Origin of the sequence: Aminobacter niigataensis (assembly GCF_946995915.1) — a bacterium.
Lineage (GTDB): Bacteria > Pseudomonadota > Alphaproteobacteria > Rhizobiales > Rhizobiaceae > Aminobacter > Aminobacter niigataensis.
In genome coordinates this window covers 2,277,207-2,303,423 of sequence record NZ_OX341517.1, presented here as the reverse complement: position 1 = coordinate 2,303,423, position 26,217 = coordinate 2,277,207, and the positions used below count along the sequence as shown (strand labels likewise).

27 protein-coding genes are annotated in these 26,217 nt (G+C 62.9%); 16 read left to right on the top strand and 11 right to left on the bottom strand.

Annotated features, from left to right (window positions below; genetic code table 11):
* Positions 1 to 179 precede the first annotated feature (179 nt).
* Both O1Y97_RS11205 and msrP read left to right on the top strand, forming a co-directional pair.
* Positions 180 to 2,231 (top strand): elongation factor G, encoded by a 2,052-nt coding sequence (locus tag O1Y97_RS11205; protein ID WP_318764046.1) that lies wholly within the window; start codon positions 180 to 182, stop codon positions 2,229 to 2,231.
* A 178-nt stretch (positions 2,232 to 2,409) separates the two neighbouring features.
* Positions 2,410 to 3,369 carry a protein-methionine-sulfoxide reductase catalytic subunit MsrP gene (gene msrP, locus O1Y97_RS11200; RefSeq protein WP_318764045.1) on the top strand — a complete coding sequence of 320 codons (960 nt, stop codon included), beginning with the start codon at positions 2,410 to 2,412 and terminating at the stop codon, positions 3,367 to 3,369.
* A gap of 3 nt (positions 3,370 to 3,372) precedes the next feature.
* Here msrP and O1Y97_RS11195 read toward each other — a convergent pair whose 3' ends face one another.
* Positions 3,373 to 3,780: a GFA family protein gene (locus O1Y97_RS11195; protein WP_318764044.1), complete on the bottom strand. Its 408-nt coding sequence runs from the start codon at positions 3,778 to 3,780 to the stop codon at positions 3,373 to 3,375.
* A 789-nt stretch (positions 3,781 to 4,569) separates the two neighbouring features.
* On the opposite strand from O1Y97_RS11195, the gene O1Y97_RS11190 reads away from it, so the two are divergent.
* Positions 4,570 to 5,070, top strand: a complete 501-nt coding sequence (locus O1Y97_RS11190; RefSeq protein ID WP_318764043.1) for a methyltransferase family protein — start codon at positions 4,570 to 4,572, stop codon at positions 5,068 to 5,070.
* Positions 5,071 to 5,091: 21 nt separating this feature from the next.
* Here O1Y97_RS11190 and O1Y97_RS11185 read toward each other — a convergent pair whose 3' ends face one another.
* Both O1Y97_RS11185 and trxB read right to left on the bottom strand, forming a co-directional pair.
* Complete coding sequence (locus tag O1Y97_RS11185) at positions 5,092 to 5,988, bottom strand: LysR family transcriptional regulator (protein ID WP_108607380.1); 897 nt, start codon at positions 5,986 to 5,988, stop codon at positions 5,092 to 5,094.
* Positions 5,989 to 6,020: 32 nt separating this feature from the next.
* A complete protein-coding gene (trxB, locus tag O1Y97_RS11180; protein WP_318764042.1) occupies positions 6,021 to 6,995 on the bottom strand; it encodes a thioredoxin-disulfide reductase in 975 nt (324 codons plus the stop codon).
* Between the two features lie 242 nt (positions 6,996 to 7,237).
* On the opposite strand from trxB, the gene O1Y97_RS11175 reads away from it, so the two are divergent.
* The 4 genes from O1Y97_RS11175 (at position 7,238) to O1Y97_RS11160 (ending at position 10,490) form a co-directional block, all read left to right on the top strand.
* A complete protein-coding gene (locus tag O1Y97_RS11175; protein ID WP_055970335.1) occupies positions 7,238 to 7,708 on the top strand; it encodes an Lrp/AsnC family transcriptional regulator in 471 nt (156 codons plus the stop codon).
* Between the two features lie 240 nt (positions 7,709 to 7,948).
* Complete coding sequence (locus O1Y97_RS11170; RefSeq protein WP_318764041.1) at positions 7,949 to 8,740, top strand: hypothetical protein; 792 nt, start codon at positions 7,949 to 7,951, stop codon at positions 8,738 to 8,740.
* A complete protein-coding gene (locus tag O1Y97_RS11165; RefSeq protein WP_318764040.1) occupies positions 8,713 to 9,594 on the top strand; it encodes a hypothetical protein in 882 nt (293 codons plus the stop codon). Before O1Y97_RS11170 ends, O1Y97_RS11165 begins: the two co-directional genes overlap by 28 nt.
* 29 nt (positions 9,595 to 9,623) lie before the next feature.
* Positions 9,624 to 10,490: a glycosyltransferase family 2 protein gene (locus O1Y97_RS11160; RefSeq protein WP_318764039.1), complete on the top strand. Its 867-nt coding sequence runs from the start codon at positions 9,624 to 9,626 to the stop codon at positions 10,488 to 10,490.
* Positions 10,491 to 10,567: 77 nt separating this feature from the next.
* Here the strand turns inward: O1Y97_RS11160 and O1Y97_RS11155 are convergent, their stop codons facing one another.
* The 3 genes from O1Y97_RS11155 to greA form a co-directional block, all read right to left on the bottom strand.
* Positions 10,568 to 11,527: a glycosyltransferase family protein gene (locus tag O1Y97_RS11155; RefSeq protein WP_318764038.1), complete on the bottom strand. Its 960-nt coding sequence runs from the start codon at positions 11,525 to 11,527 to the stop codon at positions 10,568 to 10,570.
* Positions 11,528 to 11,741: 214 nt separating this feature from the next.
* Complete coding sequence (locus tag O1Y97_RS11150) at positions 11,742 to 12,830, bottom strand: glycosyltransferase family 4 protein (RefSeq protein ID WP_318764037.1); 1,089 nt, start codon at positions 12,828 to 12,830, stop codon at positions 11,742 to 11,744.
* 43 nt (positions 12,831 to 12,873) lie between these two features.
* The gene (greA, locus tag O1Y97_RS11145) at positions 12,874 to 13,347 is read right to left on the bottom strand and encodes a transcription elongation factor GreA (RefSeq protein WP_055970348.1); all 474 of its coding nucleotides are present in this window, start codon (positions 13,345 to 13,347) and stop codon (positions 12,874 to 12,876) included.
* Between the two features lie 275 nt (positions 13,348 to 13,622).
* On the opposite strand from greA, the gene O1Y97_RS11140 reads away from it, so the two are divergent.
* A complete protein-coding gene (locus O1Y97_RS11140) occupies positions 13,623 to 14,756 on the top strand; it encodes a PQQ-dependent sugar dehydrogenase (RefSeq protein ID WP_318764036.1) in 1,134 nt (377 codons plus the stop codon).
* 75 nt (positions 14,757 to 14,831) lie between these two features.
* Here the strand turns inward: O1Y97_RS11140 and O1Y97_RS11135 are convergent, their stop codons facing one another.
* The 3 genes from O1Y97_RS11135 to O1Y97_RS11125 form a co-directional block, all read right to left on the bottom strand.
* Positions 14,832 to 15,368 carry a tetratricopeptide repeat protein gene (locus O1Y97_RS11135; protein ID WP_183259962.1) on the bottom strand — a complete coding sequence of 179 codons (537 nt, stop codon included), beginning with the start codon at positions 15,366 to 15,368 and terminating at the stop codon, positions 14,832 to 14,834.
* 111 nt (positions 15,369 to 15,479) lie between these two features.
* Entirely contained in the window at positions 15,480 to 16,067 is a 588-nt protein-coding gene (locus tag O1Y97_RS11130) for a tetratricopeptide repeat protein (RefSeq protein WP_318764035.1), read from the bottom strand.
* Between the two features lie 63 nt (positions 16,068 to 16,130).
* A complete protein-coding gene (locus O1Y97_RS11125) occupies positions 16,131 to 16,481 on the bottom strand; it encodes a DMT family protein (RefSeq protein WP_108607373.1) in 351 nt (116 codons plus the stop codon).
* A gap of 154 nt (positions 16,482 to 16,635) precedes the next feature.
* On the opposite strand from O1Y97_RS11125, the gene O1Y97_RS11120 reads away from it, so the two are divergent.
* The 5 genes from O1Y97_RS11120 (at position 16,636) to O1Y97_RS11100 (ending at position 21,440) form a co-directional block, all read left to right on the top strand.
* Positions 16,636 to 17,061 carry a DUF3775 domain-containing protein gene (locus tag O1Y97_RS11120; protein ID WP_108609800.1) on the top strand — a complete coding sequence of 142 codons (426 nt, stop codon included), beginning with the start codon at positions 16,636 to 16,638 and terminating at the stop codon, positions 17,059 to 17,061.
* A 103-nt stretch (positions 17,062 to 17,164) separates the two neighbouring features.
* Positions 17,165 to 18,136 carry an extensin-like domain-containing protein gene (locus O1Y97_RS11115; protein ID WP_183259957.1) on the top strand — a complete coding sequence of 324 codons (972 nt, stop codon included), beginning with the start codon at positions 17,165 to 17,167 and terminating at the stop codon, positions 18,134 to 18,136.
* A gap of 100 nt (positions 18,137 to 18,236) precedes the next feature.
* Positions 18,237 to 19,250, top strand: a complete 1,014-nt coding sequence (locus O1Y97_RS11110) for an extensin-like domain-containing protein (RefSeq protein ID WP_318764034.1) — start codon at positions 18,237 to 18,239, stop codon at positions 19,248 to 19,250.
* Positions 19,251 to 19,339: 89 nt separating this feature from the next.
* Positions 19,340 to 20,047, top strand: a complete 708-nt coding sequence (locus O1Y97_RS11105) for an LssY C-terminal domain-containing protein (protein ID WP_318764033.1) — start codon at positions 19,340 to 19,342, stop codon at positions 20,045 to 20,047.
* A gap of 82 nt (positions 20,048 to 20,129) precedes the next feature.
* Positions 20,130 to 21,440 (top strand): hemolysin family protein, encoded by a 1,311-nt coding sequence (locus O1Y97_RS11100; protein ID WP_318764032.1) that lies wholly within the window; start codon positions 20,130 to 20,132, stop codon positions 21,438 to 21,440.
* 69 nt (positions 21,441 to 21,509) lie between these two features.
* Here O1Y97_RS11100 and O1Y97_RS11095 read toward each other — a convergent pair whose 3' ends face one another.
* Positions 21,510 to 22,115: an NADPH-dependent FMN reductase gene (locus O1Y97_RS11095; RefSeq protein WP_318764031.1), complete on the bottom strand. Its 606-nt coding sequence runs from the start codon at positions 22,113 to 22,115 to the stop codon at positions 21,510 to 21,512.
* A gap of 102 nt (positions 22,116 to 22,217) precedes the next feature.
* Between O1Y97_RS11095 and O1Y97_RS11090 the strand changes: the two genes are divergently transcribed.
* Entirely contained in the window at positions 22,218 to 22,586 is a 369-nt protein-coding gene (locus O1Y97_RS11090; protein WP_108607368.1) for a winged helix-turn-helix transcriptional regulator, read from the top strand.
* A gap of 45 nt (positions 22,587 to 22,631) precedes the next feature.
* On the opposite strand, the gene O1Y97_RS11085 is transcribed toward O1Y97_RS11090, so the two are convergent.
* A complete protein-coding gene (locus O1Y97_RS11085; RefSeq protein WP_108607367.1) occupies positions 22,632 to 23,024 on the bottom strand; it encodes an acyl-CoA thioesterase in 393 nt (130 codons plus the stop codon).
* Positions 23,025 to 23,204: 180 nt separating this feature from the next.
* On the opposite strand from O1Y97_RS11085, the gene O1Y97_RS11080 reads away from it, so the two are divergent.
* Both O1Y97_RS11080 and O1Y97_RS11075 read left to right on the top strand, forming a co-directional pair.
* Entirely contained in the window at positions 23,205 to 24,821 is a 1,617-nt protein-coding gene (locus tag O1Y97_RS11080; protein ID WP_318764030.1) for a GMC family oxidoreductase, read from the top strand.
* Positions 24,822 to 24,999: 178 nt separating this feature from the next.
* Entirely contained in the window at positions 25,000 to 26,211 is a 1,212-nt protein-coding gene (locus O1Y97_RS11075) for a mandelate racemase/muconate lactonizing enzyme family protein (RefSeq protein ID WP_318764029.1), read from the top strand.
* Positions 26,212 to 26,217: the final 6 nt, after the last annotated feature.

Genomic DNA, 26,217 nt, shown 5'->3' with positions numbered 1-26,217 from the left:
CCCCCGCATCTTGCCTGCTTCAAAGGTCGGGCCCCGGGCGCCCTTCCCCTTGCCCTCCCCGCAAAGCCGTGTGACGATATGTTCGACCGGGAGGAAAACACCACACGTCATTGCCCGCGACGGCCGAACAGGCCGGCCGCCGCATTCAGGGAAAAATGCCTGAGTGGAGGTCAGCTCTCATGGGTAGTCGCGCCGGAGGAAGACGCACGGGACCGAAATGCATCGCCATCGTCGGTCCCTTTGCCAGCGGTAAAACCACTCTTCTTGAAGCCCTTCTCGCCCGCACGGGCGCCATTCCCAAGCAGCAACCAGTATCGTCGGGCAACACCGTCTCCGACCATTCGGCTGAGGCCCGGGCCCACGCCATGAGCGTCGACGCGGTCTTCGCCACAACGCAGTTCATGGGCGAGAGCATCACATTCGTTGATTGCCCCGGCTCGGTCGAGTTCGCCTTCGAGGCCGACCCCATCCTTGCCGCCTGCGACCTGGCGGTCGTGGTCGCCGAGCCTGACGAGAAGAAGATCCCCGCCTTGCAGCTGATCATGCGCAAGCTCGACGATCTCGGCGTGCCGCGCATCCTGTTCCTCAACAAGATCGACAAGGCGACATCAGGCGTGCGCGATACGCTCAAGCTGCTGCAGCCGGTCAGCCGCACGCCCTTGCTGCTGCGCCAGATCCCGCTGCGCAAGGATGGCGTCGTCGTCGGTTCGATCGACCTCGCGCTGGAGCGCGCTTATGTCTACCGCGAATATGCCGAGAGCGAGATCGCCGAGATTCCCGGCGACGAGAAGGCACGCGAGCTCGAAGCGCGCTTTGCAATGCTTGAAACCCTCGCCGACCACGACGATGAGTTGATGGAACAACTGCTCGAAGAGATCGAGCCGCCGAAGGACGAGATCTTCGACGACCTTGCCGCCGACCTGCGCGATGGCGCGGTCACCCCGGTGCTGATCGGCTCGGCCGAAAAGGGCAATGGCGCGCTCAGGCTGTTGAAGGCCATCCGCCACGACGCCCCCGACGTAGAGGCGACCCGCAAGCGGCTCGGGATAGCAGAGGGCAGTGCAGCCATAGTCCAGGTGATGAAGACCATCCACACCTCGCATGCCGGCAAGCTGTCGGTATCGCGCATCCTGTCCGGCCAGGTCACCGACGGCGCCGAGCTCTGGCTCAACACCACCGACACAGCGAAGGTTTCCGGCATCTACCGCATGCTTGGCAAGGACCAGTCCAAGCTCTCCAACGCCGGCGCCGGCGATACCGTGGCGCTCGGCAAGCTCGACAACGTTGCCACCGGCCAGACGCTGACCTCGGCCAAGGGCGGCATGAAGCCCCTCGTCAGGCTCGAGCCGCCGAAACCGGTCTATGCCTTCGCGCTGCGGCCCAAGGAGCGCAAGGACGAGGTCAAGATGTCGGCCGCCATCCAGCGCCTCGCCGAGGAAGACCCCTCGCTGACCCTGCATCACAACCAGGACTCGGCCGAAACGGTGCTGTCGGGCCATGGCGAGATGCATCTCAGGGTCGTGCGCGAGCGTCTCGAAGGCCGCAACCAGATCGCCGTCGAAGGCTATGCGCCGGCGGTGCCCTATCGCGAGACGATCCGCAAGGCCGTCCAGCAGCGCGGCCGCCACAAGAAGCAGTCGGGCGGCCACGGCCAGTTCGGCGACGTCGTCATCGAGATCAAGCCGCTGCCGCGCGGCTCGGGTTTCGAGTTCACCGACACCATCACCGGCGGCGTCGTGCCCAAGCAGTATATCCAGTCGGTGGAGGCCGGTGCGCGCGACTTCCTCAAGATCGGCCCGCTCGGCTTTCCGGTCGTCGACATCGCCGTCAACCTGTCGGACGGCTCGTTCCACAGCGTCGATTCCTCCGACATGGCTTTCCAGATGGCGGCCAAGATCGCGATGAAGGAGGGCATGCCAAGCTGTTCGCCGGTTCTGCTCGAACCTGTCATGAAGGTCGAGATCTTCACGCCGTCGGATGCTACCGCGCGCATCATCGCGCTCGTGCCCCAGCGCCGCGGCCAGATCCTCGGCTACGACGCGCGCGCCGACTGGCCGGGCTGGGACGTGGTCGAGGCGACGATGCCGCAATCCGAAATCAGCGACCTGATCATCGAGCTGCGCTCGGCGACCGCGGGTGCTGCCACCTACCGCGCCGAGTTCGACCACATGGCAGAACTGACCGGCCGCCTCGCCGACGAGGCGATGCAATCGGCCGGCAAGGCGGCTTGACATTGCAAGGACCGGACGGCGCCAGCGGCCGTCCGGTCCTTGCTGCTCACGCTCTGTTGATCTTGGATTGGGCAAGACACTGAAACGCGGCAGCGTTCGCATACGTATGTGAACGTGACCACGTTGATTTCGCGGTCCGCAGGGGCAACCTTGCAAGCCGACTTTTGGAGAACCGAGCATGGCATTCGTACACCGCCGCCCGTCCTGGGCAATCTGCGAGGCTCAGGCCACGCCCGAGGAGATGTTCCTCAACCGCCGCTCGATTCTCGCCGGCATGGGGCTCGGCCTTGCAGCCGCCGCGCTGCCGCGGCCGGCACGCGCCGAGGACAAGGACCCGACCGCCGAGCTTTATCCGGCCAAGCCGAACACGACCTACAAGCTCGACCGCTCGCTGACGCCCGAAGAGATCAACGCCAACTACAACAACTTCTATGAATACGGCACCTACAAGGAGATCGCCGCCAACGCCCAGCAACTCAAGACGCGTCCTTGGGAGGTGCAGATCGGCGGGCTGGTCGACAAGCCGATGACGCTCGGCATCGACGACCTGATCCGAAAATTCCCGCTGGAGACGCGGCTCTACCGCCACCGCTGCGTCGAGGCCTGGTCGATGACCATTCCGTGGAGCGGTTTTCCGCTCAAGGCACTGGTGGCGCTCGCCACCCCCAAGGCAGATGCGAAGTTCATCCGCTTCGAGACCTTTCTCGATCCAGAGATGGCGCCCGGCCAGAACGACTTCGTCTACCCATGGCCCTATGTCGAAGGTGTTACCATCGAGGAGGCGGCACTCGACCTGCCCTTCCTCGTCACCGGCGCTTATGACAAGCCCCTGGGCAAGCAGTTCGGCGCGCCGCTACGTCTCGCGCTGCCGTGGAAGTATGGCTTCAAGTCGATCAAGTCGATCCGCAAGATCGACTTCGTTGCCGAGCAGCCTGTCGGTCTCTGGGAAGCGATCCAGCCGAGCGAATACGGCTTCTGGGCAAACGTGAACCCCGAGGTGCCGCATCCGCGCTGGAGCCAGGCCAGGGAGCGTGTGCTGCACACCGGCGAACTGGTACCGACCCAGTTGTTCAACGGCTATGGCGCCGAGGTCGGCCAGCTTTACGCCGGCAAGGACCCGGCCAAGCTCTACATGTGAGCCCTACCCGGCCTCGACCTCGACGTGCCACCATTTCGGCCGCCCGTCCTCGAACGAATGGGCGGTCGGCATCAGCTCCACCGCGTCAGGCTTGTCGAAGACACCGAGCAGCAATGCCACGACGGGTTCATCGTCGACTGCGCCAAGCGAACTGCCGCAGGCCGGGCGAAAGGCGCGGCTCGAATAGTCCGAAGAGCGAAAGAGCGATGGCACACCACCAGGCCCGGTCCACCTGACCTCCCCGCTGGCAAACTCAACCCAGGAGGCGGTCAACGCACCGGTGTGGCGCTGGCAGGAACGGCATGAACATGTGTGCGGCTTGGCGGCACGCCCGAGAGCCTCGAAGCGGACGGCACCGCAAAGACAGCCGCCGGAATAGGTTGGCAGCTTTGCTACCGATACCTTGCTCATGCTGTCCCCCCACGAATGCTTCTGCCAGTGATCAGGAAAACGGAATCACAGGCTCTCGCCCGACGTAAAACACACGTCCCGGAAAAAACAAAAGCGGTGCCCGAGGCTATCCTCGGACACCGCTTTTTTGCGGACCGTTCCGCGGGAGGCGGGACGGCAGGTCCGCCGCTACGTGGCCAACGTCTTGGGTCGTTGGCAATCTGCTGGACGCGGCGCTTTGCCTGAGCCCTGGCTCGCACGGGTGATGCCCCCATCTTTCCCGGCGCGCCATCACCGCGTCCAAGCAAAAGCTAGGCGCGTCAGTGTGTTCGGGGAACGTTACCCGGGGTTACATGTCACTGTTACGTGGGCTGGATCGCCTGGAAGCGGGCAACAAAAAAGCCGGATCCAAGAAGATCCGGCTGAGTTTGTTTGGAAGTGCCGATTAAGGCTAACCTCCAGAGGGGAACACTCGAGGGCGCTAATGGGAGGAGGAACGCGCCCTGGAGATGATCAATATATGTGCTCTCCATGCCCAACAAACAAGCATCTATTTTGCAACGCACGCATGCAAAAAGGCACGAGCCGTGGTCCAACAATGTTAGAGGCCCGATAGGACCAGAATTTGTGGCTAAAAACGCCAGATGTCGATGCTGCAATGCACTTTGCAGCGGGGGTTTTCAGCGAAATTGCCACTAAATTCCGTGCTGCAGTGCAATGGCGCCGGTTCGGGCAGCACCAGGCCATTGTTGCGGCAGAAACGGCACCATGCGCAATCTCCAAGCAACAGGATCAATGGGAGTGCAGGCTTTGCGCAAACCATCCGCAGTGCTCGGCAGCGCCGTCTTCTTCCTGGCCGCACCCGGCATCGTTGCCGGCCTGGTTCCCTGGCTGCTCACGGCAAACTATGGCCTGCCCCTGGCCAGCGCGGCGTTCGTCATCTCAGGTTCAATGCTCGTCGCGGTCGGGCTCGGCGTGCTGCTGCATGCCTTCGCCCGCTTCGCTGTGGAGGGTTCGGGCACGCCTGCCCCGGTCGCGCCGACCGAACGGCTGGTCATCGGCGGCGCCTATCGCCACGTCCGCAACCCGATGTATGTCGCCGTACTGGCGATCATCCTCGGCCAGGCGCTGATCTTCGCGCACGGGCCGCTCGTTGCCTATGCGGTTGCCATCGGCGCCGCCATGGCCGCCTTCGTGCGTTTCTATGAAGAGCCGGTCCTGACGCGCCGCTATGGCGCGCAATACCAAGCCTACCGCAACAACGTGCCCGGCTGGCTGCCGCGCCTCACGCCGTGGCGCGGCGATGGCTGATGCCGTACCTGGAACCGAGCCTCAGAAGGCCCAGCTGCGTGCCTTGGAGATGACGAAATCGCGGAACACGTGCAGCTTGGCCTGTTCCTTCATCGTGTCGGGATAGGCGAAATAGGTGTCGAAGGACGGCACCTCGGTTTCGGGCAGGAGCTGCACCAGCCCGTCGTCCTTGCCCACGACATAGTCGGGCAGCATGGCGATGCCGGCACCGGTCTGCACCGCCTTCTTGATCGACAGGATGTCGTTGATCTGCAGCGTCGGCACGCGCTGACCGCCCTCGAAGTCACCGACCGTCTCCAGCCAGTTGAGTTCGCTCAAATGCGTCGGCACCGGCAGGCCGAAGGTGACTATGCGGTGGCTCTTGAGCTCGGCGATCGACGCCGGCTTGCCAAATTTGTTGACGTAGGCCGGCGAGGCATAGAGGTGGAAATGCACGGTGAAAAGCCGGCGCTGGATAAGGTCGGGCTGCTGCGGCTGGCGCAGGCGAATGGCGCAGTCGGCCTGGCGCATGGTCAGGTCGAGCTCCTCGTTGGCGAGGATCAGCTGCAACTGGATGTCGGGATAGAGTGCGAGGAACTCCTGGATACGCTCGGTCAGCCAGCCGGCGCCGAGGCCGACGGTTGTCGTCACGCGCAACACGCCCGACGGCCTGTCCTTGGTCTCGGTCAGCCTGGTCTTGATCGTCTCGAGCTTCATCAGCACGTCGTGGGCGGTGCGGAACAGCATCTCACCCTGCTCGGTCAGCACCAGGCCGCGCGCGTGGCGGTGGAACAGAGGCACGCCGATGTCGTGCTCGAGCGCGCTGACCTGGCGTGAGATGGCCGACTGCGACAGCCTCAGCGTCTCCGCCGCATGCGTGAAAGAGCCAGCCTCCGCCGCTGCGTGGAACACGCGCAACTTATCCCAATCCAACGCCATTTTTCCCCTCTTATGTCAGGCGTCTGGCCGGCCTATTCGGCCGCTTCGCGATGCACTTCAATTCCCGCGAGGTACTTTTCAGCTTCGAGGGCGGCCATGCAGCCAAGGCCCGCAGCCGTCACCGCCTGGCGATAGATGTCGTCGGTCACGTCGCCCGCCGCAAACACGCCCGGCACGTTGGTGCGCGTCGAGTTCGCCTCGGTCCAGAGATAGCCGTTCGGCTTCTGCTTCAGCTTGCCGACGAACAGCTCGACCGCCGGCGCATGGCCGATCGCCACGAACACGCCGTCGGTCGCCATTTCGGTGACAGCACCCGTGTGTACGTTCTTGAGCCTGATACCGTTGACCGAAGGCGGCAGCGGCTTCTGCGCCGCAGCACCGACGATCTCGTCTACCGCGTGATCCCAGATCACCTTGATGTTGTCCTTGGCAAACAGCCGCTCCTGCAGGATGCGCTCGGCGCGGAAATGGTCGCGCCGATGCACGACCGTCACCGTCTTGGCGAGATTGGAGAGGTAGAGCGCCTCCTCGACCGCCGAGTTGCCGCCGCCGACCACCACCACGTCCTTGCCGCGGTAGAAGAAGCCGTCGCAGGTGGCGCATGCCGAAACGCCAAAGCCCTGGAACACCTGCTCGCTCGGCAGGCCGAGCCATTTGGCCTGGGCACCGGTGGCGATGATCAGCGCGTCGGCCGTGTAGACCGTGCCGGAATCGCCCTTGGCGCGGAACGGCCGCACGTCGAGATCGACCTCGGTGATGATGTCGTGGACCATCTCGGTGCCGACATGCTCGGCCTGCGCCCGCATCTGCTCCATCAGCCAGGGACCCTGGATCGGCTCGGCGAAGCCCGGATAGTTCTCGACGTCGGTCGTGATCATCAACTGGCCGCCCTGCTGCATGCCAGCGACGAGCATCGGCTTGAGCATGGCGCGCGCCGCATAGATCGCTGCCGTGTATCCGGCAGGACCCGAACCGATGATGAGGACTGGCGCATGTTTGGCGGTCATCGTGGGGCCTTCGTAGTCAATGAAAAAAGCAGCACCCCGCAAGACGGGGCGCAGATCGCCTCTAATCTAGGTGTTCACCCCTGCCCCGCGCAAGGCGACAAGATGTTACTCCCCCGAAAGCTTGATCTCCGGGGGAACGCGCCCATGCCCCGCGTCGATTTCCGAAGCTTGGGCTTCCCAATGGCTGCGAGTAGTTTAATTACAAGGATGCGCAAGATTCTTGCGCAAGACCTGGAGCGAACATGCCGATCAAGGCCGACCTCGACGCCATCGACTGGAAGATCCTGCGCGAGTTGCAGGATGACGGCCGCATGACCAATGTCGAACTGTCGCGCCGCGTCGGCATCTCGGCGCCGCCCTGCCTGCGCCGGGTCAAGCGGCTGGAGGACGAAGGCATCATCCAGCGCTACCGCGCCTTGCTCAACGCCCCTGCTCTCGGCATGGACGTCGTCGCCTTCTGCCTCGTCGGCCTCAACCGCCAGTCGGAAGTCGACCTCAAGGCCTTCGCCGACCGCACGCGCAACTGGCCGATCGTGCGCAGCGCTTGGATGGTCTCGGGCGAATCCGACTTCATGCTGCACTGCCTGGCTCCCGATCTCGGCACCTTCCAGACTTTCGTCATCGAGGAACTGACCTCGTCACCCAACGTCGATACGGTGCGCACCGCACTGACGATCCGGCAGGTGAAGGATGAAGGACTGGTGGGGATTTAGGGGCGGGACGCTCCTTCGGCAGCGTCCGAATGGACATGGACGGCGGTCTCATCTAGAAGGTCGCCTGCTCCTCAGGCGATAATTTCACCACGATGGAAGTTGGGCCGTTTCCGGCTAGAAGAAACCGGACGAAATGGTCACTGGCTCGGCTCCCAAGGTTAGAATGTGGTTCGCAGTGAGTTACAAGTGTATTCATGAACGTATTTGGCGAACAGGCTGAGAGCGGAGCAGAACGGTAAGATGCCGAATTCAGGTCTGGACAATGCAGTCAATGTAATCTGCATAAAATGGGGATCTCTCTACGGCCCGGAATACGTCAACAATCTGCGCCGCGGCGTCGCTAAGCATCTGAAGCGTCCGCATCGCTTCGTCTGCTTCACGGACGATACCACCGGGTTGGACAAAGACATCGAGGCGTTGCCGCTCCCCGCTCTGGACCTGCCCACCGGCCGACAAGACAGACGCTGGCGCAAGCTCGCTCTTTTCCGCCGCGATCTGGCCGACCTGCAAGGCACGACACTTTTCCTCGACCTCGACCTCGTGGTCGTTGATGATCTCGACCCCTTCTTCGAGCAGCCGGGCGAATTCCTCATCATCCGTGACGATGATCTTTTCCGGAGCAAGCCGCTGCGCAAGCTCAATCGAAAGCGCGATCGCTTCCTTGCGTCCGTAGGCAACAGTTCCGTGTTTCGCTACGAGATCGGCGCCCATGCCTATATTCTCGACGCATACGTCGCCGATCCGGCCGGCGCGCTCGACCGGTACGAGATCTCCCAGCAATTCCAGAGCGCGCAGCTTGCGGCGCATGGCAACCTGCAATACTGGCCACGCGAATGGTGCGTCAGCTACAAAAACCATTGCGTGCCTCGCCACTTCAAGAGCTTCCTGCAGGACCCGACCGTGCCGCCAGGAGCGCGCATCGTCGTCTTCGCCGGCAGCCCGAAGATGAGCGAGGTTCTGGCCGGCGGCGGACAGCGCTGGTATCGCCGGATCGGCGACACGGAATGGCTGCGAAAGCATTGGGAAAGCTAGGCGGCATGCTCAACATCCCGGCAAAATTCAAAGCGCTGAAGAAGAGCGTCAGGCTCAAACGGGCATTGAGGGAGATTGATGACCGGTCAGCGTCCCTTGGCGAGGCGCGGACACACGGCCTGCCGAAACCTCTGATCGTCTCTCTGACGAGCTACCCGGGGCGCTTCGACACGTTGGCGCTCACGCTGAAGTCGATCCTTTTTCAGACTGTCCGACCCGACACGACCATCCTGTGGGTATCCCACGAGGATTACCCGCTGGTACCAGAGAACGTTCTCGAACTGCGCGGGCACGGCCTTGAAATCGCCACCTGCACCGACATGCGGGCCTACACGAAAATCATACCCACACTGCAAAACCACAGGGATTGCTTCGTCATCACCGTGGACGACGACGTCTACTACCGGGCGGATTGCGTCGAAAAGCTCACAGTCGCATACAATCCTTCCAAGAGGCATGTCATATGCCATCGCGCGCACCGGATCGCTGTGACAGGCAATGGTGATCCAGCACCCTACGTGGATTGGCGACGGGATATCGCACCGGCCGCAACCTCTCCGCTCATCTTTCCGACGGGCGTGATGGGAGTTCTCTACCCGCCGGACGCCTTCCATGAGGACGTATGTAACGTCGCGCTCTTCTCGGAGTTGAGCCCGAGCGCCGACGACGTATGGCTATATTGGATGTGGCGGATGAACGGACATGTCGGCGAAAAGCTGCCGGGAAAGGCCAAGATCATAGACTGGCCAGGCAGCCAGACGACGTCATTGCAGGCCGAGAACCTCATCGGCGGCGCGAACGACCGGTGCATCCAGAATATGGTCAGGAAATACGGGTTTCCGCGTTCGCGCTGACAGGTTTGGAGCGAACCAGGACGAAAAGCATGCAGACAAGCGTCATCATCTCCACCTACAATTCACCGCTCTGGCTCCAGAAGGTGCTGTGGGGCTATTTCGCCCAGGACCGCCATGATTTCGAACTCGTGATTGCCGATGACGGCTCCAGTGACGAAACCCGCGAAATGCTCGCGGCGATGGCACCCAACAGTCCGGTCCCGATCGCACACGTCTGGCAGCCCGATGAAGGTTTCCAGAAATGCCGGATACTGAACAAGGCGATCGCTGTAGCGCAAGGCGAACGCATCCTGCTCACCGATGGCGACTGCGTGCCGCGCCGGGACTTCGTGGAGGTGCACACGCGGTTGGCGCAACCGGATCGCTTCCTGACCGGCGGCTATTTCAAGCTTCCGCCCAACGTGTCCAAGGCATTGACGCAAGACGACATTGCCGGACAGCAGGCGTTCAACGCCTTCTGGTTGATGCGGCACGGGCTTCCCTTCACCTCTAAGCTGCTGAAAATAGTAGCCACAAGCCCGTTCGACGAATGGCTGAACCGGCTAACACCGGCACGGCCGACCTGGAACGGCCACAGTGCGTCATGCCTTAGGAGCCAGGCGATCCAGATCAACGGCTTCAACGAGGACATGCAATATGGCGGCCTCGACGTGGAATTCGGCCTTCGTCTGCGGCATGTCGGCATAGAACCCCGGCACATCCGCTACTCCGCCATTGCCCTCCATCTCCATCATGGCCATGGCTACGTCACTCAGGGGATGAAAGAGCGGAGCCATGGGGTCAAGGAAAATACCCGCCACAATAGGCTGACCTGGGCTGAACGGGGCTTGAGCCAATGGCTTGATTCAAGCAATCGCGCGACGCTCTTGAGAGATGATCGGCTTACACGCTTCTGAAAGACAGGGCAGTGTCGCAAAATCAGAGATGAAATATTCGCAAACGAAACCGAATACTCGCGGATCGTTCATCTTTATTAATTCATTAGAAGTTCAAGTTTCTTCAGGAATTCCGTATTCGCACTTCTGCAATCCATTAGTGCATTCTGGTGAAGATTTCCCTTTCCGACATGTTTCCTCCAATCCTTAAAATCCAAGCAATTCTCGTATTTGTATCTAAAGTCTAAGAATTTGCTAGAGTTTTGAATAGCAATCACTTTCTTCCCGAGCAATGTCGCCCAATACAATCCGTGATAACTGTTTGTTACAACATTATCACCGGATCCAATTATATTAATGCATTTTAAGAAGTAACTTTCAGAATTATCCTTGATTCCTTTGCTAATATTATAGATATTTGGAACGTTTGAGAATTCATCTCCAAATTGACTAGATTCGTGACCGTGAAGAAACGCGACACACTCGTATTGACTAGGAATTTTTTCGTCAAATACAGGATGCAAGCAACTTACACAGGGAACCCAATCATATGGGTTTGGGTAATCACGGAGTCCAACCAGCCGAAACTTCTCAAACGATGATGGATAAGGGCTGGAACCAACCCCGTCCAACCATTCGCGAAATCCCACAGTCCTGTTATGGCCAGCGCCCCATACAACCACGTCGCCTCCACGATCAGCGAACATAGTCAGAAATTCAATGACCTTGTCGTGTACATCGTGACGGTCCAGTCCAATTAGGCCACCGCCGCCAAAACAGACAATTTTCCCCTCAAGGAGCTTCAAAAGAAATTCAGACCCGCCAAATTTAGATACTTCCAATATTTCCTTGCTGCTCAATTCGATAGAGTTATGAGCCGTAAACCTATCAAAATACCTTACCGGGCATGACATGAGGTCGCCAATATTATTGGTAATTGAATGGATGAAAATAAACTCTGATCGTTCGATCTTTCTGTATAATCGTTTGAAATAAACGTCACCAAAGGGCCGGATACCTCTGGCCTTTCGCAATATTTTATCCAGATTCAACGGCAAGATATTACCTACTTCCGCTTAATTTGACCACGCTCAACAGGCGCTCGCAACAGCTTTTTCAGTCCAACTATTTCTCCGACCTTTCCCGACACGCTTGTGATCGATCCGTTCGGAAAAGGCCTGATTTCAGCGACTGCTGCTGCTCATCGTGCTTCTTCACCCAGTTCTCGCCATGCCAACCATCCGCTGCAAGCGAACCGCACGGTTTCAGGCTTCATCCGCGGCCGGCCCACACTCGCTCGTAGACCTCACATATTCCCGCGGCTTCGTCCTCGAGGCGGAATCTTCTCGCCACATCCTCGCTCCCCGCAGCCCCATGCGCCTCGGCCAACGCCGGATCGCCGAGATATGGCCTGATCGCCTCTCGCAGCGCGTTGCCATCGCCGGCCTGCACCACGACGCCCGTGCTGCCGGGCGTCACGATTTCGGAATAGGACCCGGCATCGCTTGCCACCACCGCCGTGCGCGAGGCCATCGCCTCCAGCGGCGTCAGGCCGAACCCTTCATTGCGCGAGGGCGCGACATAGAGCGTCACCCTGCGGTACCACACGGCGACATCAGGCACCTCGCCGAGGAACAGGATCCGGTCGGACAGTCCGGCCGCAGCGATGCGCTGCTTGAGTTCGTCGGCGAAGCCCTTGTGCTCCGATGTCACGCGGCCGGTGATCACGGCCGTCCATTGCGGATGATCGGGCAGAAGCGCAATCATCGCATCGACGAACAGGTCGGTGCCCTTGGAGTGACGGACCCGGCCGAAGCAGCCGATCGCACGTTGGCCGGGCAAGCCGGCAGCGGAAAACGCATCATCCGCCGTGCGCGCGGGATGAAATTTTTCAAGGTCCACACCATGCATTACGACCTTGTGCGGCACTTCGAGGAAGCCTCCCGACAGCCGGCTGGTGGCGATCACGCCATCCATCCTGCGGATCAACCATTTGGTGAAGGGCCGATGGTCGCGCTGGGCGGCGGAGGTGAACACCAGCCTGAGCGGCGCCCGAAATACGTGGCGCAGCACCAGCCCGGCCAGCATCTCGACGTTGCGCCGTGCATGCCAGATGCGCGGCCGCCCGGAGGCTGGCCGCTTCAGCAGCAAGGGCAACTGCCACCAGCGCATGGTCGGCAGGCTGTCGGGCAGGCCCGGCCCGAACACGGCGATGCCGAGGTCGCGCGCCTGCACCGGCACCAGTTGCACGATGGTGCTGGTGACGCCCGAAAGCCGCTTCTTGAGATTGGGCGCGATCACCTCGATGCGCGCCATGTCGACCGCGCCGGATTTTTCGGCGCGGTTGTTTGCTTTGTTCATCGTGTCTGATCCGGCATCGCCACAGCCAATGCCGCCTGTTGCCTCAGATGAACTGCACCTGGACGATTTCGTAGCCGCGTGCGCCGCCCGGCGCGTTGACCTCGATGGCGTCGCCGACTTCCTTGCCGATCAGCGCGCGCGCGATCGGCGAGGAGATCGAGATGCGGCCCGACTTCACGTCGGCTTCCTGGTCGCCGACGATCTGGTAGGTCTTCTTTTCCTCGGTATCGTCGTCGACCAGCACAACGGTGGCGCCGAACTTGATCTTGTCGCCGTTCAGCTTGGTGACATCGATCACCTCGGCGCGCGCGATCAGGTCCTCGAGTTCGTTGACCCGGCCCTCGTTGAGGCTCTGCGATTCCTTGGCGGCATGGTATTCGGCATTCTCCGAAAGGTCGCCATGCGAGCGCGCCTCGGCAATGGCCTCGATGATGCGCGGACGCTCTTCCTGCTGGCGCCAGCGCAGCTCTTCCTTCAGCGCGACGAATCCACCCGCCGTCATCGGAACCTTGTTCATAGTCGACCTCTCCTGGCCTTTGCCGCGCGGCTTGCCTATTGCTGCCGCGAGGCACAAAAAAAGAAAACGGTCCGGCAGCCTCGGCTAACGGAACCGTCTCACCTCTATCTCCGGCGAATATAGCAATCCTGCCGCAGAATTCACGTCAAAAAATTCGTTTACCACCATAGACCTGTTGGTGCAGACAACCTGAGCCGTCCCCGCTTCACCCGCTTGTGATTGCTTTGATGCTCTATCCCCGTTGCCGCGCCGGCCTTTCCACCTATGTCCGATAGATGAGCAACAGCACGCCGCTACTCGCATTCATGTTCGCCCTGGTTGGTTCGCCGGCCCTCGCCGAGAGCCAAAGCTACAACACAGACAACGTCACGCTGCGCGCCGACGTCATTGCCGATGGGCTCGACCACCCTTGGGGGCTCGACTTCCTGCCGGGCAACGAAGCCATCATCACCGAGCGCTCCGGCAATATCCGCATCCTGTCGCAGGACGGACTGTCGGCGCCGGTGGCTGGAGTGCCGAAGGTCCAGGTCCGCGGCCAGGGCGGCCTGCTCGACATCGCCGTCGCACGCGACTTCGAACGTTCCGGCACCATCTTCTTCAGCTTCTCCGAGCCCGGACGCGGCGGCGCGGGCACGGCCCTTGCCCGGGCGAAGCTGGTCCGGGAAGGTGCTGCCGCGCGGCTCGAAGAGGTGAAAGTCATCTTCTCGATGAACCGCAAGAGCAATGCCGGACAGCATTTCGGCTCGCGAATCGTCGTCAACGACGACGGCACGCTGTTCGTCACCACCGGCGACCGCGGCGATGGCAATCGCGCCCAGGACATGCACGACCATGCCGGCGCCGTCATCCGCATCAATGCCGACGGCTCGGTTCCGGCCGACAATCCCTCGCCCGACGGCAAGGTCATGGCGCCGGAAATATGGTCCAAGGGCCATCGCAACCTGCAAGGTGCAACCTTCGATCCGGTGCTGGGCGAGCTGATCACCGTCGAGCATGGTGCCCAGGGTGGCGACGAGTTGAACCGCCCGCTGGCCGGCAGGAATTATGGCTGGCCGGTCATCACCTACGGCAGGGACTATTCCGGCGAAAAGATCGGCGTCGGCACATCAGCCAAGGGTTACGAGCAACCGCTGTATTACTGGGACCCGTCGATCGCTCCTTCCGGGCTCGCCAGCTATCAGGGCGACATGTTCCCGGAATGGAAAGGCGACCTTCTCGTCGGTTCGCTGAAATTCGAGTTGCTGAGCCGCCTCGACCGCGACGCCAAGGGCAACGTTCTCGACGAGGAACGGATGCTCGACGGCGCGTTCGGCCGAATCAGGGATGTCAACGTCGCCCCGGATGGCTCGGTCTGGCTGCTCACCGACGAAAGCAACGGCACCATCGTCAGGCTGTCGCGGGGGGATTAGGGACAAGGCAATAAGGCAGTAGGGGAATAGGGCAGTCGGTATTTGCCCTACAGCCCTACTGCCTTACAGCGCCGGCTACCCCCGCAAATAGGCGTCGATCTGTTGTTCCAGCAGGCCGTATTCGCGGCAGCCCTTGCCGCAGCGTTTCCCGATCTCCGACAGTTGCACACGGGCGGCCGCGACATCGCCGAGCATCAGGTGCGCCTCGCCCATATATTCGCGCACCAGCGTGTAGTCGGGATTGTTGCGCAGCGCTTCCTGGTAGTAGCCGAGGCCGACGAGCACGCGGCCGGCCTTGCGGTGCGAATAGCCGAGATAGTTGAGGATGCGCGGATCGGCCTTGTCGGCGGCAAGCGTCAGCACCTTGATCGCCTCGTCATACTTGCCGTCCATGGCAAGCGCACGGCCCGCCGAATAGAGGCTGTCGTCGTCGATCATGCCGGCCTTGGGCGGTTCGCACTTCTTGGTCTTCTTGTTGTAGACCATGCCGTTGTTGCATTTCACCTCGTCGCCGCTGCTGCTCCCGCCGCTATCGGCCGAGAACACCGGCGCCGCCAGCAAGGGCAGCGACACGACAACGCCAGCAAGCACTTTCGCAATTCGGGTCTGCATCGCTACCTCCTAAAATGTGCCCATCGCCAGAGTAACGCATTTGAGGCCGCATTTCATCCGAGCCATGTTGCCGGAGCTGCATGAATGCCGGCTCCGAGCAGCATTCCAAGGCTAGCCCTTGAGATAGGTCTCGATCTGTTCGGCCAACAGGCCGTATTCGCGGCAGCCCACCCCGCAGCGCTTCCCGATCTCCGACAGCTGTAGCCGCGCCCCGGCAACGTCGCCGAGCGTCAGATGGGCCTCGCCCATATATTCGCGCACCGGCATATAGTCGGGATCGTTGAGGATCGCCTCCTGGTAGTAGCCGAGCCCGACGAGGATTCGCCCGGCCTTGCGGTGGGAATAGCCGAGATAATTGAGAATGCGCGCGTCGGTCTTGTCGGCGGCGAGCGTCAGTACCTTGATCGCGTCGTCATACCTGCCGTCCATGGCTAGTGCACGGCCGGCCAGGTACAGGCTATCGTCGTCGATCATGCCGGCCTTGGGCGCTTCGCACTTCTTGGTCTTCTTGTTGTAGACGAGGCCGGTGCGGCACTTCACCTGGTCGCCGCCGTTGCCACCGCCACCGCCCATACCCCCGCCGGAATTGCCGCCGCCTGAATTGCCGCCTCCGCCACCATCGGCGGAGAATGCGGGAACGGCAAACAGCGGCAAGGACACCAGCGCCCCTGCCAGAAGTCTCAGAAATCGCGTCTGCATGGCTACCTCCACCGATGCGTCCTCGACAAGGTCAACGCATCGAAGGCAGCATTTCGTCCTGCCTCAGCCGCGGAAAATCAGCGCCGCCCCGCCGGCGATCAAAGCGAAGCCCATGGCGTGGTTCCAGGTGATGCCTTCCTTGAGATAGAACACCGAGAAGATCACGAAGACACTGAGCGTGACCACCTCCTGAATCGTCTTCAGTTCCGCCGCCGTATAAAACTCGTGGCCAATGCGGTTGGCCGGCACCGCCAGCCAGTATTCGAAGAAGGCGATCAGCCAGGAGAAAATGACCGCCGCATAGAGCGGAGCCGCCTTGAACTTCAGGTGCCCGTACCAGGCGAACGTCATGAACACGTTGGACGCGATCAGCATCAGCACAGGAAGTACCTTGGGCGAAAGCAGAAAAGCCATGGGGAAATACCGTCTGGAGGGGGGAGGAAGGCGCGCTATATCCGCCTCTCCTAAAGTCATGTCAACCACGGCAACCACGCCGCGAATATCGAGGCAGTGACGTTGCCGCCAAATGCGCTATCATCAGCCGGGGGAAGGCAACAGGAGCACGCTCGTGCAGCAGCGGCGCGAAAAAGAGTGGGACCTGACCATCGGCCCGGACACCGTCAGGCTGTTCATCCTCAAGGCCAAGGCGATCAGCGCCGGCGTCAATGAGGATTACGAGGACGGCGCCGAACACGAGATCGAATATGACGGCGACACCCACGACAACCATCGTCATGACGGGCTCGCCGAGGAAGAGGCGGAAAACCTCACGGAAAAAGAGCTGCGCGGGCTGATCGCCGACCTCAATGTCGACCAGGCGGCTGAGCTCGTGGCACTCGCCTGGGTCGGGCGCGGCGACTACGACGCCGCGGAATGGTCGGACGCGGTCGCCGAAGCGCGGCAGCGGGGCAATCGCCGCACCGCCAAATATTTGCTTGGCATGCCGATGCTGGGCGACTGGCTCGAAGAAGGGCTTGAGGCGCTGGGCGCGTGAGCGGCCTTGCCTGCCTTCATTGATGACAGTCCCGTCACCGAATTTGATGGCCCTGCCCCTGTTGTTTCGGCAACCCGCGGCCGGCCGGTGGCGTTGAGCGCCGATGCACACATGCAAGCGCCGCCTGTTTTCCCTGATCCTGATACTGCCGCTGGCGACTTTCGCCGTGATGCCGCACGGCTTTGCCGATAGCGGAAGGCCCGCCTTGCCCGTTCGCGCACCGGTGCCGCAGGCTGCCCCTGCACCGCCCCTGCCCGAACTATCGCCGGCGGCCGAAGTGCAGGCGACGGGGCAGGCCGCGATCCCGACACCCCGGCCGCGCCCGCCGGCGGCCCAGCGACCAGAGCGCCCGATGTTCGGCCCGCCACTGCCTGAAACGCCGCTGCATGCCGAAGCTGTACCGGCCGCCGTGCCCGTTCCACCTGTGCGTCCCGGTCGGGCGTCCGGCAAACCCTCCACCGGGGAGATGTTCGGCCCACCAGCGCCGAAGATGCTGCCCGACAAGCGCTCCCATGCAGAGCGGCCCACCACCATGCCTGCCGACGAGACGGCTTGTCGGGCGCGCCTCAAGCTGCTTGGCGCCGAGTTCGAAGAGGCAGCGCCACAGAGCAATGCCGATGGCTGCGCGCTGCCCTTTCCGCTCAAGCTGAAGCGGCTTGCTGCCTCGATCGACATTGCGCCCGACGCCGTCATCAACTGTGCCGCCGCCGAAGCCTCGGCGCGCTTTGCCACAAACGTCATCTCACCGGCGGCAAAGGCCGAGTTCGGCGAAGAGCTGGCAACGGTCGGCCAGGCCTCGGCCTATGTCTGCCGCCCGCGCAACGGCACCAGGAAGCTGTCGGAACACGCCTTCGGCAATGCGCTCGACATATCCCGCTTCACCCTGACCAAGGGCACAGCCATTGATGTCGAGCCGGCACCGCCAGCGAAGAATGCCAAGTTCCTCTCTCAAATCCGCAAGGCCGCCTGCGGCCCGTTCAAGACCGTGCTTGGCCCCGGCAGCGATGCTGACCACGCCCTGCATTTCCACTTCGACCTCGCCCCTCGGCGCAACGGCGGCACCTTCTGCCAATAGGCCCGCGCCGCAATTTGGCCGCAGCTGTGAATCGCAGCGCTGATCTTTCCTTTACCGTTGGCAGCTAGGCTTAGTCCCTCAAGGGGACAGGAGCCTTCGCATGGCCGCAGATTCGCGCGCCGCCAGCCCAGCCGAACTATCGCGCCGGCGCGCCTTGCTGCTTGCGACGACGCTTGTCGTGGTCGGCCTGGGTGTCAGCTCCTGCACGTCGGGCGACGTCTTCACGCTCCAGCCGGCCGTCGATGTCGGCTCGCAGACCGCCTCGCTGGCACCTGTCGAACCCATTCCGCAGGCAAATGCCGCGCCCGCGGATGCCGCCGACCTGACCTATGACATGTCCGATCCGACGATGGCATCGGCGCCCCCGGCTATTGAACCGACACTGGACGCACAGGCTGAAAATCTCGGCCAGATCGAGCCGCAGCAGCCGCAGCCGGTAAGGACCGCGGCCCTTGTCCCAGCCCGCGGGCTGCAGACGCTTGTGCCCTCCAATCCCTCCATGGTCGCCTATCCCAGGCTCGACGATCCTTCGAACCAGCCGCAGACGGCGCCGATGCGACCGGCGGTCATGCCGGCCGACGAGGTCGATTGCCGCGCCGACCTCAAGAAGCTCGACGTGCAGTACCGCGACCTGCCGTCGATCAGCAACGGTGCTGCCTGCGGCATCGACTATCCGGTGAAGGTCTCGGCGATCGGCTCGGTACAGATGAAGCCCGCCGCCACCGTCACCTGCCAGATGGCAGCCAGCTTCGCGGCCTGGACCAAGCGTGACCTGGTGCCGGCCGCGCGCCTGCGCTATTTCTCCGGCGTCAAGACGATCCATCAGGGTTCGAGCTACTCCTGCCGGAAGATCGCCGGCTCGCGCACTCTGTCGGAACACGGCAAGGGCAATGCGCTCGACATCATGCGCATCGAGCTCAACAACGGCCGCGACATTGACGTCGAAAAGCCGGGCCTGTTTGCCTTCCGCACCCGTGGCTTCCTCAACACCATCCGTGCCGACGGCTGCAGCTATTTCAACACGGTGCTCGGCCCCGGCTACAACTACGACCACCGCAACCACTTCCATTTCGACATCAAGCAGCGCCGCAACGGCTATCGCGCCTGCCGCTGACGCGGCATCGCTGCACGGCGCTCCGGTTTGCTCCCGACCCTGAATAGGGATAGAAATCCGGCTTCATCCATCTCCGGCGGCAGCATCTGATGGCAAGGGGCAAACTGCACAGACAGGCGACCCTGTGGTTTGCGGCCTTGTGCGCGAGCTATATCGCGCTCGCCTATTTCGCCGCGCCCGAATTCTGGTCGTTCCGCATCCTGCGCGATGGCCTCAAGCCCCCGGCCCTGCTGACCACCACGCCGCAAGGCATCCCCGGCGACCCCATCAATATCGGCCTTGTCGGCACCGAGGCCGATCTGCTCGGGGCTTTCGCTGCGGCAGGCTGGAACCGCGCCGATGGCCTTTCCCTCAAATCGTCGCTCGAAATCGGCGAAAGCGTGCTGCTCGACCGGTCCTATCGCGATGCCCCTGTGTCGACACTGCTGCTCGACGGCCGCCCGCAGGACATCGCTTTCGAAAAGCCGGCCGGCGAGAGCCCCGACACGCGCCATCACATTCGCCTGTGGCTGACATTCGCCCTCGGGCCCGACGGCCGACCGACCTGGTACGGCGCCGCGAGCTTCGACCGTGGCGTCGGCGTCAGCCATGACACCGGCGAGATCACGCACCACATTGCCCCCGACATAGACGCCGAGCGCGACCAGGTGATCCGCGATCTCACCGCAGCCGGACGCGTCCTGTCGTTCGAGACGGTTCCCGGCATCGGGCTCACCAAGACAGGCCGCAACGGCGGTGGCGACCCGTACTTTACCGACGGCAAGGTCAAGGTTGCGGTACTTGCGCCGCACGAATAGCCGCCGCGTCCTGCCCTGACGTAAGAGTATTTTCGCTGCCGTCTTTTCGAAGGGGCGGAAGCAATGCTATGCAGCGATCATTATGCTTTACGCTGAAATCGGTATCGTGGTCGTCCTCATCTGTGTGAACGGCCTCCTGGCAATGTCCGAACTTGCCATCGTCTCCTCCCGCCCCGCTCGCCTCAAGGCGATGATCGACCGCAACATCACGGGTGCTGGTCGCGCGCTTGAACTGGGCGCCAACCCGGGCAGGTTCCTGTCCTCGGTGCAGATCGGCATCACGCTTGTCGGCGTGCTTTCCGGCGCCTTCTCCGGCGCCACGCTGGGCCAGCGGCTGAGCGGCGTCCTTGCAGAATATGGCGTGCGCGCCGGCGCCGCCGACGCACTCGGCGTCGGCATCGTCGTTGCCGCCATCACCTATGGCTCGCTGATCATCGGCGAACTGGTGCCCAAGCAGATCGCGCTTCGCGACCCCGAAGGCGTCGCCGTCCGCGTTGCGCCTGCCATGGCGCTGCTGGCCAAGATCGCCGCCCCCTTGGTGTGGCTGCTCGACATCTCCGGCCGTGGCGTTCTCTGGTTGCTCGGCCAGCGCGGCGAAAGCGAGGAAAAGGTCACCGACGAGGAGATCAAGATGCTTGTCGCCGAGGCCGAGCATCACGGCACCATCGAATCCGACGAGCGCCGGATGATCGCCGGCGTCATGCGCCTGGGCGACCGCGCCGTGCGCGCCGTCATGACCCCGCGTACCGAGGTCGACTGGATCAACCTGCAGGCCGACGAGGCTGCCACCCGCAAGCTTTTGATGGAAACCCAGCATTCGCGCCTGCCGGCCGGCGAAGGCTCGGTCGATGCCATGGTCGGCGTCGTCCAGACCCGGGAAATCCTCGCATCGCTCCTGGCCGGCCGTGCCTTCGACCCGCGCAAGCATGTACGCACCGCTCCGATCGCCCACGACCAGGCCGACGCGCTCGACGTGCTGGCCACGCTCAAGCAGTCGGAAGTGCCCATGGCGCTGGTCCATGATGAATACGGCCATTTCGAAGGCATCGTTTCGCCGGCCGACATCCTCGAGGCGATCACCGGCGTGTTCCGCTCCGATCTCGACGAGGACGACGTCGACAATGCCGTCCAGCGCGAGGACGGCTCGTGGCTGCTTGCCGGCTACATGCAGGCCGACGAGATGGCCGACCAGCTCAGCATCGACCTGCCCGAGAACCGCGACTACGAAACCGTCGCCGGCTATGTGCTGTCGCACATGCACCATTTGCCGACGACGGGCGAATGCGTCGACGCGCAGGGCTGGCGCTTCGAGGTCGTCGACCTAGACGGGCGCCGCATCGACAAGGTCCTGGCCTCCCGCCTGCCCGGCAGCCACGGCAAGTCGGGGCACTGAGTCAGCATTAAAAAAGGGCGGCTCAAGGCCGCCCTCAATTCCCTGGGAGGAACGTCGTTCACGTGCTGCTCAGGCAGCCTTGGCTTCCTCAGCCAAAACATCCGCCTCACGCGCGATCTTCAGCGCCCTCGCCCACCAGGTGATCTCTTCGATCAGCCCGTTGGCTGCCTGGTTGAGATGCTCGATGTCCGAGAGCTTCTTCTCGCCCTGGCGCACTGCCAGGAAATCGGCCCAGACGATGTGCACGGCGGCCTTGGTCGGCGCCATCTGCAGTTCCACCGCATGCATGCGCAGCTGCTCGACGGCGCGCGCGCCACCGACGCCGCCATAACCGACGAAGCCGGCGGGCTTCTTGTTCCACTCCTTGGCGGCGTAATCGAGCGCGTTCTTCAGCACCGCCGTCGGGCCGTGGTTGTATTCGGCGGCGGTGAAGATGAAGCCGTCGAACTCGGCGACCTTCTTCTGCCAGCGTTGGGCCACGTCGCTCTGCGACGGCACCCAGGCAGACGAGGCGACCTCATCGAAGAAGGGCAGCGGGAAATCTCTCAGGTCGACAACTTCGACCTCGATATCCGCATGGGATTTTGCGATCTTGGCGATCCACTCCACCGGCGTGTCGGCGAAGCGGGCGGCGCGCGTCGAGCCGACGACTATGGCGATCTTGGGTTTAGACATGACAGGAACCTTTCGGGCGTGGGTATCGAAGCGATACTGGTAACTGATGGATACCGACGCTATATAGGTGACTGTATTTCACGCGCACAAGGAGGCACTTTTTTGATACCGAGGCACCCGCACCGCACCGAGGATTGCCGCGCCGTCAGCGATATCCTGCAGCGTGTCGGCGACAAATGGACCGTGCTCGTCGTCGGCAAGCTCGGCGATGGCCCGATGCGCTTCAACGAGTTGCGCCACGCCGTCGGCGGCATTTCCCAGAAAATGCTGACCACCACCCTGCGCGGGCTCGAGCGCGACGGCTTCCTCACCCGCACCGTCTTCCCGACCATTCCGCCGCGTGTCGACTATGAGTTGACCGACCTCGGCCGCGAGTTGCTGGTTCCCGTCTTTGCGCTGGGCGAATGGGCACGGCACAATCAGGGCCGCGTCGCCGAGGCGCGCATGAGGTTTGACGCAGCGGCTGAGTGAAGGGCTGTGTTTGTGGTGTGTCCTTCGAGGCTCGCGCCCGCACGTCTACTCCGCCGGCACCGGCTTCGGCTTGCCTTCGCCATCCAGCGCAACCATGACGAAATCGGCGTCGGTCACCTTCTCCATCATGTCGGAGAGATAGCGCTGCGCCCAGGCCTCGACCTTGAGCGTCATCGAGGTGCGGCCGACGCGCTCGACATGGGTGTAGATGCACAGCGTATCGCCGATCTTCATCGGCTTGGCGAAGGCCATTTCCTTGACCGCCGCCGTCACCACGCGGCCCCGCGCGCGCTCGGCGGCGCGGATGCCGCAGGCAAGGTCCATCTGCGCCATCACCCAGCCGCCGAAGATGTCGCCGGCGGCATTGGCATCGGCCGGCATCGCCAGCGTCCTCAGCGTGAGTTCGCCCGTCGGCTGGCCATCGGCATACTGCACCATCGTCATTTCCCTGTACCGTTCGCTTCGCCACCCGTAACTTTGCAGCGGCAGCCGCGTCAACGCCGCATCTGTTGCATCTGCCAGTCGTATTTTTCACAGGCCATGCCGTAACCGACGCCGAAGCCTTTCGCCGAGGCGATAGTCTGGCCGGATTGTGGATATAGACAGGCCGACGCCCGCATGCAGACGTTCGATTACATCGTTGTCGGTTCAGGCTCCGCCGGTTCGGTGGTCGCCGAGCGGCTTTCGGCGAGCGGGCGCCACTCCGTGCTGGTGCTCGAGGCGGGCGGCACCGACCGCCGCTTCTTCGTCCAGATGCCGCTCGGCTACGGCAAGACCTTCTTCGACTCATCGGTGAACTGGAACTACGCTGCCGAGGCCGACCCCGGCCTTGCCGACAACCAGGATCACTGGCCGCGCGGCAAGATCCTCGGCGGGTCGAGCTCGATCAACGCCATGGTCTGGATCCGCGGTGCCGCCGAAGACTTCGACGCCTGGCGCGACGCCGGCAATCCCGGCTGGGGTTTTGGCGACCTGCTGCCCGCCTTCAAGGCGATTGAGGACAACCAGGCCGGCGCGACTGCGCTGCGCGGCAAGGGCGGGCCGATCCACGTCACCGACAACAGGAAAAACGTCCATCCGCTAACCCACCGCTTCCTTGCGGCGAGCCAGCAGGCGGGGCTGCCGTTGAATCAGGACTTCAACGGCGAGGCTCAAGAGGGTGTCGGCGTTTATCAAATCACCACCAAAGACGGCCGCCGCATGTCGGCCGCGCGCGGCTTCCTCCGTCCCGCGATGAAGCGTCCCAATGTCCGCGTCGAGACCGATGCGCTGGCGACCAAAGTCCTGTTCGAGGGCAAGCGCGCGGTGGGCGTCGAGTACCTACAGAACGGCGCCAAGAAGACGGCCCGCGCCGGCCGCGAGGTCATCCTGTCTGGCGGCTCGGTCAACACGCCGCAACTGCTGCAGCTCTCGGGCATCGGCCCGGCGGCGGTGCTCGGCGAATTCGGCATCCCGGTGCTCCACGCCAACGAGCATGTCGGCCGCAACCTGCAGGACCACCAGGGCATCAACTATACCTGGAAGGCCAGGGTGCCGACACTCAACCAGGTCCTGCGCCCGTGGTGGGGCAAAGCGCTGGCGGGCATGCAGTATCTACTGCTGCGCACCGGCCCGCTGTCGATGAGCATGAACCAGGGCGGCGGCTTCTTCCGCTCCGATCCGTCGCGCGCGCGCCCCAACATGCAGCTCTATTTCCAGGTGTTTTCCACGGTATTGCCCAAGGCCGGCGAGCGCCCGATCCTGTCGCCGGATCCCTTCCCCGGCTTCTCCATCGGCTTGTCCAATTGCCGGCCGTCGAGCCGCGGCGAGATCATGATCCGGTCGGCCGATCCGACGGTGCATCCGCGCATCACGGTCAACGCCTATTCGACCGAAAGCGACGTCTCGGAGATGCTCGACGCGGTGAAATTCCTGCGCAAGCTCGCCGCGCAGACGCCCATTTCGGACGTCATCGCGGAAGAGGTTTTGCCAGGCCCGTCAATCACTTCCGACACCGACCTGATTCAGGATTTCCGCAGGCGCTCGGGCACCGTCTACCATCCGGTTTCGACCTGCCGCATGGGGCCGGACCCGGCCACCTCGGTCGTCGATCCTCGGCTGCGCGTGCACGGCATCTCCGGCCTGCGCGTCATCGACGCCTCGATCTTCCCAGACAACATCACCGGCAACACCAACGCCGCTGCGATCATGACCGGTTGGAAGGGTGCCGAACTGGTGCTGGAGGATGTGGGGTGACCAGTGTCGAGCGTCAGCGCCGCCCCTCACCCTTATCCTCTCCCCGTGAAGGACGGGGAGAGGGGTCGCCAGCGTTGCGGCCGGCCTCCTTCTCCCCGTTCTTACGGGGAGAAGGTCCGGCAGGGGATGAGGGGCAGCCCCAGACGTCAACGATTTCACGCTACCGGGAGGAGCATCGATGAAGATCACCGACGTCAAGACCTTCGTGGTCAACAACCCGCCGCCCGGCATCGGCGGCAAGTACTTCATCTTCGTCAAGCTCACCACCGACGGCGGCGTCGTTGGCTACGGCGAGGCCTACAACGCCACCTTCTCGGCCCATGTGACGGCGCGGATGATCGAGGACATGGCCGAGCGCTATCTCCTGGGACAGGACCCGCACGACATCGAGAACCTGTTCCGCCGCTGCTATTCCTCCGGCTTCACCCAGCGGCCCGACGTCTCCGCCATGGGCTGTTTCTCGGCGCTGGAAATCGCCTGCTGGGACATCATCGGCAAGGAGGCCGGCAAGCCGGTCTACAAGCTGCTCGGCGGCCAGGTGCACGAGACGCTACGCTCCTATACCTATCTCTACCCGCACACCGGCAGCGTCCACACCGAGGACGTGGCACCGAAGAACGTCTACAACGACCCCGACATGGCGGCAGAGTGCGCGGCTCTCTATGTCGACCAGGGATTCAACGCCGTGAAGCTCGACCCGGCCGGCCCCTGGACTGCCTTCGACGGCCACCAGCCACGCCTGGTCGACATTGACCTGTCAGTGCGCATGGTGAAGGCCATCCGCGAGGCCGTCGGCACCCGCGCCGACATCCTGTTCGGCACGCATGGCCAGTTCACCGCCTCGGGTGCGCTGCGCATGGCGCGCGCCATCGAACCCTATGACCCGCTGTGGTTCGAGGAGCCGGTGCCGCCAGACATGCCCGAGGTGATGGCCGAGGTGGCGCGCGGCACCTCGATCCCCATCGCCACCGGCGAGCGGCTGACGACAAAATTCGAGTTTGCCCGCGTCATCGAAAACCGCGCGGCCACCATCCTGCAGCCCGACCTCGGCCGCTCGGGCGGCATCCTCGAGACCAAGAAGATCGCCGCCATGGCCGAGGCCTACCACATCCAGGTGGCACCGCACTGCTATTGCGGCCCGATCGTGGGTGCGGCCAACATCCAGCTCGCCGTCACCCTGCCCAACTTTCTCATCCTCGAGTCGCTCAAGCAGTGGGACGGCTTCCACGCCAAGCTGCTGAAGAAGAAGATCGAATGGCAGGACGGCCATGTCATCCCGTCGAAGGAACCGGGCCTCGGCGTCGAGCTCGACGAGGCGGTGTGCGAGGCGAACCCCTATGACGGTCCCCACCTGCATTTGCAGATGGTCCAGACGCCGTTGATGCCCTGAGAATTG